This is a genomic window from Methylobacterium sp. J-078 (assembly GCF_022829285.1).
Classification (GTDB): domain Bacteria; phylum Pseudomonadota; class Alphaproteobacteria; order Rhizobiales; family Beijerinckiaceae; genus Methylobacterium.
This window is the reverse complement of the sequence record NZ_JAKSYI010000015.1, coordinates 1-10,893: the sequence shown is the minus strand read 5'-3', so window position 1 is coordinate 10,893 and position 10,893 is coordinate 1. Positions and strand designations below refer to the sequence as shown.

The window sequence follows — 10,893 nt, the reverse complement described above, 5'->3', positions numbered from 1 at the left end:
GGGCGGGATCGATCGCCGGCGATCGCGGCAAGCGCTGACTGGGTGGCGGCGTCGAGGAGCACGCAGACGGTCTGAGCCATTGCCCAGACTCGCATGCATCGCCCGCCTCGTGAATCCTCTGACCGCGTCAGTGCACTAGCGCTCACCCAGCCCGATCAGGGGCCGGCGACATGGAGGGGGGCACATCGCACGACGGGCTTGGGGAGACAGAGTGGTCAGGAAAGGCTCGAGCGAGCCAGTTCTGCACGTCCATCATCCTCCGCTGCCAGCGCGACCACCCGTACCGGATCAACCTATCCTGCGAAGCCGCCGCGTTCCACCAACCTGCCAAAGTCGTGGCAAGGGTGTTCGCTCGAACGGATGGCGGCGTCCGGACCCCGCGCGCGGGCGTAGAGCAGGAGACCGGCCAGCATCAGCATGGAAGCCGGTGACCGACTGAGCCGGGCGAACCGCCACAAGGTGGACCATCATCAGTCGCGTCACGGACCGGAGGATCAGCCGCGTGATCGGGCCCGGATCCGGCAGGGCCGCGGGATCCCGATTGCCGGAGGTCGGCTCTGAAAATCGCACGGGGCTTCAGACACGACAACGCCCCGAGGATTTCTCCTCGGGGCGTGCCTCGACGAAAGCGGCCAGATGATCGGGGCTGGGGACGCTTAGGCCGAACCTAAATGTCCCGCAGACCTTAGTAGGAGCCGAACTTGTAGTTCACGCCGGCGCGCACAACGACGAACTCATCGGAGCGGCGGTTGGTATAACCCGAGGTAGCGGTCGCGTAGTTGGTGTTGATCCGGTAGGTCTGACCGGTGGAGTTCGAGTAGGCGAACACGCCGTTGTTGGCGTTGTCGCGATCAAGGTTCACGTACAGGCCTTCGACCTTGAGGGTCACGGCCGAGGACTTGAAGAAGTTCAGGAACGAGTCGGTCGGCAGGGCGTATTCGATGCCGCCGCCAGCGGTCCACCCGGTGCGGAAGTCGTTGCGGCTGCTGTTGGGCAGGCCGAAATCGGAACCACCGCCGCCGCCGTAGGCGAAGCCGCCGGTGCCGTAGAACAGGACGCGGTCGAAGGCGTAGCCGAGGCGACCACGGACGGTGCCGAAGTAGTCGAGGCCCGACAGGCCGTTCGGGTTCACAGCCACGAGGTCAGGGTTCAGCGTGCCGACGATCGGGGTGTAGGTGTTGCGGCTGCGGCCGAAGTCGACGTACTGGGCGTCAGCTTCGATACCGACCACCACGCCCGAACCCGGGGTGAACTGGTAGTTGTAGCCGATCTGACCGCCGCCGACGAAACCTTCGTTCGAGTTACGGCCGCCGAAGGCGCCCGCACCGACCGGCACGCCGCCGATGGCGACCGGCGAAGCCGTGTAGATCGGACGCGCGGCGACGATGACGGCCGGGCCGCCCGTGTCGTTGCTGGCGTCGAAGCCGTAACCGGCGTTGAAACCGGCGTAGAAGCCGGTCCAGGTGAACACCGGCACCGGCACGAACACCGGGGGTGCCGCGCGGCGCGGAAGGTCAGCGGCGGAGGCCGCCGCGGTGAGGGCGGTGAAGGCCGCCAATGACGTGAGAAGCTTTTTCATTATGATCCCCAGCGAAATGCCCGATCGACGGACAACTTACGCCAGTTTCCACGGCCAAGATGTAGCGCGGCGGTCACACCGGCCGAGGGACCGGTGTACTGGTCCCGGGCAGCGGACGCCTGGGGAGGCTCAGGCCGGAGGCGTGCCGTTCGCCGTGAGAACGGTGCCCACGAGATAGAGCGAGCCGCAGATCAGGATGCGCGGCGGCTGCTCGAAGGCGACGTCGGCGAGGGTCTCGAGGGCCGCCTCGACGCTCGACGCGCACTGGGCGATCAGCCCGACATCCGCGGCGATCCGCGCGACCTCCTCGGCGGGACGCGCGGCCATCTGCCCGGCGATCGGAACTGCAACCAGGAGGCGGGCGAGGCCGACGAAGTTGCGCAGGAACCCTTCCGCGTCCTTGGTGCCGAGCAGGCCGACGATCAGCACCAGGGGAACGTCCGAGCGCTCGCCCAGATCCGCCATCGCGGCGGCCAGGATGCGGCCCCCGTCGATGTTGTGGCCTCCGTCGAGCCAGAGTTCGGCCCCGGGCGGCACGAGCTCGGACAGACGGCCCCGGTTCAGCCGCTGCAGGCGCCCGGGCCACTCGACGTTGTTGAGGCCGGCCTCGATCGCGGCGGTGCCGATGTCGCCGAAGCCCGCCGCCCGCAGGGCCGCGATGGCGGTTCCGGCGTTCGTGAACTGGTGACGCCCGTTCAGGCGCGGTCGCGGCAGGTCGAACAGGTCGGTGTCGTCCTGGTAGACGAGTCGCCCCCGCTCGGCGTGCACGGAGAAATCCTGGTTGCCCACCCGGATCGGCGTCGCCCCGGCGGCTTCTGCGAGGCGGCACAGCACCGCGTCGGCCTCGGCGTAATCCTGGGCGGCGATGATCGCCGGACAGCCGGCCTTGAAGATCCCGGCCTTCTCGGTGGCCACCGCCTCGACCGTGTCGCCGAGGTACTCGGCGTGGTCGCGACCGATCGGGGTCACGACCGCCGCAGCCGGCCGGTCGATCACGTTGGTGGCGTCCACCCGGCCGCCGAGCCCGACTTCCAGGAGCAGCACGTCGGCGGGCGATTCCGAGAACAGCAGCAGGGCGGCCGCCGTGGTGATCTCGAACACCGTGATGGGCTCGCCCTCGTTGGCGGATTCGCAGCGGGCCAGGGCATCGGCCAGCTGGTCCTCCGGCACGAACTGCCCACCGCCGATGGCCCCGATGCGGATGCGCTCGTGGAAGCGCACGAGATGGGGCGAGGTGTAGACATGGGCGGCGAGCCCCGCCGCTTCGAGGATGGCCCGCATGAAGGCGATGGTCGAGCCCTTGCCGTTGGTGCCCGCCACGTGGATCACCGGCGGCAGCTTGCGCTCGGGATGGCCGAGGCGGGCGAGCAGACGCTCGATCCGACCCAGCGACAGGTCGATCGTGCGCGGATGCAGGGCGAGGAAGCGCGCCATCAGCGCGTCAGAGGAATCCATCATCGGACCGTCGCGGGGAGGATTGAGCGGCGTGAAGGGGCTCAGGCGGGCTCGGGCACGGGCTGGGCCGGGCGAAGCGCGGCCGTGCCGGGCTCCTGATTGGTCAGCAGGCCGCAGAGGCGCGCGATGGTCTCCTTCAGGGCGTGGCGGTGCACCACCTGGTCCACCATCCCGTGCGCCTTGAGGTATTCCGCGCGCTGGAAGCCGTCCGGCAGTTTTTCCCGGATGGTCTGCTCGATGACCCGGGGCCCGGCAAAGCAGATCAGTGCGCCGGGCTCGGCCAGGTGTACGTCGCCCAGCATCGCGTAGGAGGCGGTCACGCCGCCGGTGGTCGGGTTCGTCAGCACCACGATGTAGGGCAGCCGGGCCGCGTTCAGCCGGCGCACCGCCACGGTGGTCCGGGGCATCTGCATCAGGGAGAGGATGCCCTCCTGCATGCGTGCGCCGCCCGAGGCCGTGAACACCACGTAGGGCGTGCGCTTGTCCAGCGCCGTCTCGGCGCCGCGCACGAAGGCTTCGCCCGCCGCCATGCCCAGCGACCCGGCCATGAAGGCGAAATCCTGGACCGCCAGGGTCATGGGGAGGCCGGAGACGCGGCCGAACCCGATCTTGAAGGCGTCGGCCATCCCGGTCTTGGCGCGCGCATCCTTCAGGCGGTCGACGTAGCGCTTCTCGTCGCGGAACTTGTGCGGGTCGGCGGCGACCTCCGGCAGGGGCACGTCGATCCAGGTGCCCTCGTCGAACATCATCTTCAGGCGCGCCTGCGCGCTCATCTTGAGATGATGCTCGGAGCCGGGGATGACCCAGTGGTTGCTCTCCACCTCCTTGTGGAAGACCATCTGCCCGGTGTCGGGGCACTTCACCCAGAGGTTCTCGGGCGTCTCGCGCTTGAACAGGGTCTTGATCTTGGGGCGCACGACCTCCGAGATCCAGTTCATCGGTTCGACCATCATGGCGACGGCGTCCTTGTGCGGGTCGGGTTGAGCGGGCGAGAGACCCTTTCGGGAAGACTCGCGGGCAATTGCGTCAGGCGCGGGGCGCCGAACGGACCCCCTCGGCGAGTTCGCGGACCAGGGTCCTCACGGCCTCGACCGTGCCGCCCTGCGAGCGGCCCTCCGCGTCGAGGGTGCCCCGCATGGCGTCGACCAGGGCCGAGCCCACCACGACGCCGTCGGCGCCGCGGGCGATCGCGGCCGCGTCCGCCCCCGTGCGCACCCCGAAGCCCACCACGATGGGCAGGTCGGTATGGCGGCGGATGCGGCCGACAGCTTCCGCGACCCGGTCGAAGTTCGGCGTCGCCGTCCCGGTGATGCCGGTGATCGACACGTAGTAGACGAACCCGGCGGTGTTCGCGAGGACGGCCGGCAGGCGCTTCTCGTCGGTGGTCGGGGTGGCGAGGCGGATGAAGGCGAGGCCCTTGGCGAGGGCCGGCAGGCAGAGCTCGTCGTCCTCCTCCGGCGGCAGGTCGACGACGATGAGCCCGTCGATGCCGGCGGCCAGGGCGTCGTCGAGGAAGCGCGCGACGCCGTAGGCGTGGATCGGGTTGAAGTAGCCCATCAGGATCACCGGCGTCGCGGCGTCGCCCTCGCGGAAGCGCCGCACCAGCTCCAACGTCTTGACAACGCCCTGGCCGCCCTTGAGGGCCCGCAGGCCGGCGGCCTGGATCGCCGGGCCGTCCGCCATCGGATCGGTGAAGGGCAGCCCGAACTCGACGATGTCGGCGCCCGCCTCGGGCAAGGCCTTGAGCACGGCGAGCGAGGTCTCCGGGTCGGGATCGCCGGCCATCACGTAGGTGACGAGGGCCGCGCGGTTCTCGGCGCGGCAGCGCGCGAAGGTGGCGTCGATGCGCGCCTGACCGGGATTCGCTGAACTCGTAGCCGTCATGACACTCTTGTCTCGCGCTCCTCGCGGCCGCCACGGGCGCGGCGCGGGATCAAGCCGCCGCGCCTACACCATCGCGGCCGGCCCGTGAAGCGCGGCGGCCGGCCCGTTCGAATTTGTCACGATCCCGCAACGCATCCTTAACGGCCTTTGGAAAGCTCGCCTTCAACCACGTCGCGCCATCCTGACGGCGACGGCGGACGGCTCCGCCCCGGAGGCTCGGCCCCATGACCATCACGGACGCCCTGCTCGTCCTCGCGCTCCCGATCCTCGCCTTCCTGGCGGGATGGAGCCTGCGCGCGCGCATCCCCCGGACCGCCACCTCCACCTCGGCCCCCGGCACGGAGGCGCGGATCGAGCAGCTCGAGGATCGGGTCTGGCAGCTGTCGGAGAGCGAGGAGCGCTACCGTGCCCTGGTCGAGGCCACCACCGAGGTCATCGTTCAGCGCGACGCCTTGGGACGCATCACCTTCGCCAACGAGGGGTTCGCCCGCCTCGTGGGCGTCGAGCCCCTGGCGCTCCTTGGCTCCACCCGGCAGGTCGAGGTTCTGGAGCACGGCGAGGCGCATCTCGATCCGGACGGCGTCCGCCGGGTCGAGATGCGCCTGGCGCCGGCCTCCGGACCGCCGCGCTGGTTCTCCTTCATCGAGATGCCGATGGCCGGCGGCAACGGCGAGACGCACTGGCTGCGGGCCGGCGCCGACATCACGGGGCGCGTGGCGGCCGCCCGCTCCCTCGACGAGGCCCTGAGCCGCGCCGAGGCCGCCAACGTGGCGAAATCCCGCTTCCTCGCCACCGTCAGTCACGAGTTCCGCACGCCCCTGAACGGCATCCTCGGCATGGCCGACCTCGTCCTCGACACGGGGCTCGACCCCGAGCAGCGCACCTACGTCGAGGCCGTGAAGACCTCCGGCAAGGCGCTCCTTACCCTGATCGACGGCATCCTGGACTTCTCGCGCATCGAGGCGGGACGCCTGGATCTCGCCGCCGAGCCCTTCGATCCGGGCGAAATCGCCGAGGGCGTGGTCGAACTGCTGGCGCCCCGGGCCCAGGACAAGGGCATCGAGATCGCCCTCGACATCGCCGACGACGTTCCCAGCCTCGTCGTCGGCGACGCCGACCGGGTCCGCCAGATCCTGCTCAATCTCGCCGGCAACGCCGTCAAGTTCACGGGGGCGGGCGGGGTCGGCGTCGAGCTGCGGCGGGAGAACGACGGACTCCGGTTCGTCATCGGCGATACCGGCCCCGGCATCCCGCCCGAGCGCATCCCGCTGCTGTTCGAGGAGTTCGAGCAGGGTGACGACAGCGCCAGCCGCCGCCACGAGGGCACGGGCCTCGGCCTCGCCATCACCCGCCGCCTCGTCCTGCGCATGGGTGGGCGGATCGAGGCCGGCGCGCGGCCCGGCGGCGGCAGCCTGTTCACCGTGTTCCTGCCCCTGGAAACCCTCGAGACCGAGCGCGAGCGCCCGCCGAGCCTCGGGGGCCGGAAGGTGCTCATCGTCGCGGCCTCGCCGTTCCAGGCGCCCTACCTCGCGCGGCGCCTGACCCGCTCGGGGGCCGCCACGGTGATCGTGGAGAGCCCCGAGGCCGGCCTCGACGCCATCGCGGGCGCGGCCTTCGACGCGGTGCTGGCCGACCGCACCCTTGGCGACGCGGCCCTGCGGGCGCTGGCGGGGGAGGCGCGCCGCGCCGGCGTCCGCTGCAGCCTCGTCCTGCTCTCGCCCTTCGATCGCCGGGAATTCGGGCCGCCGGGGGCGGCCGGCTTCGACAGCTACCTGATCAAGCCCGTCCGCGCCCGCTCCCTGTTCGATCGCCTGCTCGCACCGGCACCGCCCCCGGACGCGATGCTCCGGGACGGTGCGCCCGGGATCGGCGAATCGATCCGCGCGCAGGGCAGCGAACCGGTATCGCCCTCTGCCGGCCCGCGCGTGCTCCTGGCGGAGGACAATCCGATCAACGCGCTACTGGCGACCAAGGCCCTCGAGCGCCTCGGCGCCCGGGTCGTGCTGGCGCGGGACGGGCACGAGGCGCTGGCCCGCATCCGCGAGGCCGACGCGGCCTTCGACCTCGCCCTGCTCGACATCCGGATGCCCGGCCTCGACGGGTTGGAGACCGCCCGGCAGATCCGCGAAATCGAGGCCGCGCAGGGGCGTGCCCGCCTGCACCTGGTGGCCCTCACCGCCAATGCGGGCCGCGACGACGAGCGAGCGGCGCGCGTGGCGGGGTTCGACGGCTTCCTGGCCAAGCCCCTCAATCTGCGTGCCCTGCCGCCGCTCCTCGATCGGCGCTGCTCGGCGGCCTGAGCGTTGACATCGCCCGCGCCCCGCGCGAACACCGCGCCATGGTCGACAGCCCCTCATCCGACGACGCGCAGACGCGGAGCCACGACCGGCGGGTCGTCTGGAGCGTCGCCGCCCTGATCGCCGGAACGGTGCTGGTCGGTGCCCTCGCGCCCGCACCGGCCGCGCACCGCGCATCCGCCGTGCCGTCCGCGGATGCGGCTTGCGCCGAATGGAGCGACGGCTGCCACGTCTGCCAACGCACCGAGGGGGGCGTCGCCTGCTCGCTGCCGGGCATCGCCTGCGTTCCCAAGGAACAGAGCTGCCTGCGTCGCGCAGGCGGCTGAGGCCGCGCGCCGAAGGGCCGCCGTGACGCCCCCGGTCTTTCGCTTCGCCCCGAGCCCCAACGGCCGGCTGCATCTCGGGCACGCGCGCTCGGCGCTGCTCAACGACGCGCTCGCGCGCAGTTCGGGCGGACGCCTGCTGTTGCGGATCGAGGATATCGATCCCGGCCGCTCACGCCCGGACCTAATCGACGCCATTGCGGACGACCTCGCCTGGCTCGGCCTACGCTTCGAGACCCCCGCACGCCGGCAATCCGAGCATCTCGACGTCTACCGGGCCCAGCTCGCGTCGTTCGCGGCGCGCGGCCTCGCCTATCCGTGCTTCTGCTCGCGCGGAACGATCGCGCAGGCCGTGGCCGCAGCGGCGGCGCCCAGCGGAGTTCCCCCCGCCTGCGATCCGGACGGCGCGCCTCTCTATCCCGGCTGCTGTCGTGCACTGCCGCCGGGGGACGCCGAGGCGCGCAGGGCCGCGGGCGCGCCGCATACATGGCGCCTCGACATGGTGCGTGCCCTGGCGGCAGCGCCCGGACCCCATCGGGTCCGCAGTGTCCCGGTCGTCACGTCCGGAGAGGGGAGGGGGCTTTCCACCCATCGGATCGGGGCCGACCGCGTCGAGGCCGCCGACCCCGCACGCTGGGGCGACCCCGTGATCGCCCGCCGCGACGTTCCGACGAGCTACCACCTCGCCGTAGTCATGGACGATGCCGCTCAAGGGGTCACTCACGTGGTGCGCGGCGCGGACCTGCGCGCGAGCACCGATCTGCACGTGCTCCTGCAGGCGCTGATCGGCGTGCCGTCGCCGCGCTACCATCACCATGCCCTGGTGCTGGACGAGTCTGGCGCCAAGCTCGCCAAATCCCGTGGTGCGCGATCCCTGGCCGACCTGCGCGCGGCCGGCGAGAGCCCGGCCTCCTTACGGGAGCGCCTCGGCTTTCCGTGAGGCCGGAGCCCGCTTCAGCGCATCACGTCGCGCTGGGCCATGGCGGAGGCCGTGCGCGACTTCTGCATCGTGCCCTCGATCTGCTCGCGCTGGCGGCTGAACTCCGTCAACATCCGACCGTCGAGTTCGCGCCCGCGCGGCACCCGGATCTTCATCGGATCGACGAAGTGGCCGTTGATGATGACCTCGTAATGCAGGTGCGCGCCCGTGGAGAGGCCGGTGGAGCCGACATAGCCGATCACCTGTCCCTGGCGCACCTTGGCGCCGGCGGTGACGCCCCGCGCGAAGCGGGACATGTGATTGTAGGTGGTGACGTAGCCGTTGATGTGCTGGAGTTCGACGCGCCGGCCGTAGCCCGAATCCCAGTCCGCCTTCAGCACCGTGGCGTTGCCGGCCGCCACGATCGGCGTGCCGATCGGGTTCGCCCAGTCGACGCCGGTATGGAGCTTGGCATAGCCGAGCACGGGATGGCGCCGGTAGCCGAAGCCCGACCGCATGATTCCATCGGCGATCGGCTTGCGGATCAGGAACTTCTTCAGGGAGCGGCCCTGCTCGTCGAGGTAGTCGATGGTGCCGTCATCCGGGGATTGGAAGCGGTAGACCTTGCGCAGTTCGCCCCCGAGGTTGAGCGCCGCATAGAGGAGCTCAGGACGCTCCGTGGCGGCCTGTCCCGAGGCATCCTCGTCGAAGGTGTAGAACACGTCGAGGCTGTCGCCGGACGAGATTCGACGCTGGAAATCGACGTCGTATCCGAAGATCCGCACGAGGTCGTCCACGGTGGTGCGGGGCAGGTCGTGCCGAGCGGCAGTCTCGTAGAGGCTCTGGTAGAGGCGCGGGCCGGTGCCGCCTTCCTCCTCGCCGTCGTCGGAAGCCTCGGCTGCCGCTGCCGGCACCGCGCGGGCGGGCGCGTCCTCGGTGGGCGGCGCCACCGACACGAAGGTCCCGCGATCGTTGATCGCCGCGATCGCCTCGATGCCGCCCTCGCCATAGAGGATCACCCGCGTCACCTGCCGCGGATCGCCGGGCTTCGGGCCGGGGGCGACCTGGAGCCGGAACTGCTGCCCCTCGGCGAGGTCCCCGACGCGGGTCCGCCCGCCCAGGGCCGCGACGATGCCACGAACCTGCTCGTCGCTGGCCCGGCCGGCGCTGCGTAGGACCGAGTCCAGGGTTTCGCCCCGCTTCAGGGCGATGTCGCGCTCCTCGACCAGGGGCGGCTCGCCCCCGCCGCTCGCGGTCTTGGCCAGGTTGGTGACGTTCTCGGGCACGACCAGCACGTCGATGGACTTGAAGGGCGAGCCCTCGTCCCCAGCGCGGACGCCGCCATCGAAATCCGGCGCAGTCATGCCCTGGCGCAGGGTGCGGGAGAGCATGATCTGCGGGGCGATGGGAATTGCCGTGCGGCGCCCGGCCTCCGCGGCGAGGCGGCGCTCCTCCTCGATCTGCGCCGCGACGTCGTCGTCGGTGAGGGCCGGAGCGCCCGGTTCGACCTCGAAGCCGGCGAGATCGCGCTTGACCACCGAGACCTCCGCTCCCGGGGCATCGGCGAGCCCCGGGTCCTGCGCCCGCTCGAGGGGTTCGTCGGTGTTGAGCTTCATCGGGTCGAAACGCGGCATCTCCGCCACGAAGACCCCCGTCGTCATGGAGAGGGCGGTGGAGACTCGCACGAAGGGCCGCACCTTGATGATCTCGCGGTCCCCCAGCCGGACCGTGACGGGCGACCGGAAGGTCTGCTTGGCCGAGGCGATCATGAGGTTGCGCACGAGGCGGTCGCCCTTGCGGGCGATGTTGGCGGTCCCGTCGCCGATGGCGGGGCGGACGGCCGTGGAGGCCCGCTCGGGGATCGCCGCGAAGGAGGTCTCGCTCTGAAGCGAGATGTGGATCGCCGCGCCGATCAGGGCGGCCCCGGTGAGCCCGGTCAGGGCACTCGCGCAGAGCCAGCGCAGATTGACGTCGCGGCGATCGATCCGCGCCACGTCGGGACCGAGCAGGTCCAGGGGCGGCAGGTGGTCGACCGGCATGCGCGCCGGCGGGCGTGCCTCGCCCGAGCCGTTCGGATCACCGATCTTCAGACGGCCGCGCTTCAACGTCGTGGTCCTCGCAAGGTATCGTCGGATCTGTTCGGCCAAGGCATCGCGGGCCAAGGCATCGCAGACGCCGCCCGTCCGCGCCAGTCCGCGCGTCGGTGGAGGGCCGATGTCGGGGGGCAGCATGTCGAGATTGAGGCGCGGCGGCGCGCCGGTGGCGACAGTGCGCCGAGATTATCGAAATCAGGTGTTGACGTGTTACACGTTCGTCCGTATATCGCTGTTCATCGGCGAGCGGCCACGTTGTGAGCGGCTTGTTTTGGCATCTCCTGTACTGATGAGGGCTTGGGTCCGGGTTTCCGGGCGCGGACCTATCGGTTTGTGGGTGTTT

General features: G+C 70.9%; 8 protein-coding genes. 3 read left to right on the top strand and 5 right to left on the bottom strand.

Annotated elements, in window-relative coordinates; genetic code table 11:
- Positions 1 to 685 precede the first annotated feature (685 nt).
- From MKK58_RS00475 to trpA, 4 genes are all read right to left on the bottom strand, one after another.
- Positions 686 to 1,579, bottom strand: coding sequence for an outer membrane protein (locus tag MKK58_RS00475; RefSeq protein WP_243910255.1), 894 nt, complete (start codon positions 1,577 to 1,579; stop codon positions 686 to 688).
- A 129-nt stretch (positions 1,580 to 1,708) separates the two neighbouring features.
- Positions 1,709 to 3,034, bottom strand: coding sequence for a bifunctional folylpolyglutamate synthase/dihydrofolate synthase (locus tag MKK58_RS00470; protein ID WP_243910257.1), 1,326 nt, complete (start codon positions 3,032 to 3,034; stop codon positions 1,709 to 1,711).
- 41 nt (positions 3,035 to 3,075) lie between these two features.
- Positions 3,076 to 3,984 (bottom strand): acetyl-CoA carboxylase, carboxyltransferase subunit beta, encoded by a 909-nt coding sequence (accD, locus tag MKK58_RS00465; protein WP_243910256.1) that lies wholly within the window; start codon positions 3,982 to 3,984, stop codon positions 3,076 to 3,078.
- Between the two features lie 76 nt (positions 3,985 to 4,060).
- Positions 4,061 to 4,918 carry a tryptophan synthase subunit alpha gene (gene trpA / locus MKK58_RS00460; protein ID WP_243910254.1) on the bottom strand — a complete coding sequence of 286 codons (858 nt, stop codon included), beginning with the start codon at positions 4,916 to 4,918 and terminating at the stop codon, positions 4,061 to 4,063.
- 224 nt (positions 4,919 to 5,142) lie between these two features.
- Here trpA and MKK58_RS00455 point away from each other — a divergent pair, with 224 nt between their 5' ends.
- From MKK58_RS00455 to gluQRS, 3 genes are read left to right on the top strand one after another with little or no spacing between them, the layout of a single operon-like run.
- Positions 5,143 to 7,218: an ATP-binding protein gene (locus MKK58_RS00455; protein WP_243910253.1), complete on the top strand. Its 2,076-nt coding sequence runs from the start codon at positions 5,143 to 5,145 to the stop codon at positions 7,216 to 7,218.
- Positions 7,219 to 7,256: 38 nt separating this feature from the next.
- A complete protein-coding gene (locus MKK58_RS00450; protein WP_243910252.1) occupies positions 7,257 to 7,541 on the top strand; it encodes a hypothetical protein in 285 nt (94 codons plus the stop codon).
- 22 nt (positions 7,542 to 7,563) lie between these two features.
- On the top strand, positions 7,564 to 8,478 hold the full coding sequence (gluQRS, locus tag MKK58_RS00445) for a tRNA glutamyl-Q(34) synthetase GluQRS (protein ID WP_243910251.1): 915 nt from the start codon (positions 7,564 to 7,566) through the stop codon (positions 8,476 to 8,478).
- 14 nt (positions 8,479 to 8,492) lie between these two features.
- Here gluQRS and MKK58_RS00440 read toward each other — a convergent pair whose 3' ends face one another.
- The gene (locus MKK58_RS00440; RefSeq protein ID WP_243910250.1) at positions 8,493 to 10,562 is read right to left on the bottom strand and encodes a M23 family metallopeptidase; all 2,070 of its coding nucleotides are present in this window, start codon (positions 10,560 to 10,562) and stop codon (positions 8,493 to 8,495) included.
- Positions 10,563 to 10,893: the final 331 nt, after the last annotated feature.

What these genes read in the sequence shown, in the direction of transcription:
- MKK58_RS00475 (WP_243910255.1), bottom strand. Translation starts at nt 1,579, where the DNA reads ATGAAAAAGCTTCTCACGTCATTGGCGGCCTTCACCGCCCTCACCGCG.
- MKK58_RS00470 (WP_243910257.1), bottom strand. Translation starts at nt 3,034, where the DNA reads ATGGATTCCTCTGACGCGCTGATGGCGCGCTTCCTCGCCCTGCATCCG.
- accD (WP_243910256.1), bottom strand. Translation starts at nt 3,984, where the DNA reads ATGGTCGAACCGATGAACTGGATCTCGGAGGTCGTGCGCCCCAAGATC.
- trpA (WP_243910254.1), bottom strand. Translation starts at nt 4,918, where the DNA reads ATGACGGCTACGAGTTCAGCGAATCCCGGTCAGGCGCGCATCGACGCC.
- MKK58_RS00455 (WP_243910253.1), top strand. Translation starts at nt 5,143, where the DNA reads ATGACCATCACGGACGCCCTGCTCGTCCTCGCGCTCCCGATCCTCGCC.
- MKK58_RS00450 (WP_243910252.1), top strand. Translation starts at nt 7,257, where the DNA reads ATGGTCGACAGCCCCTCATCCGACGACGCGCAGACGCGGAGCCACGAC.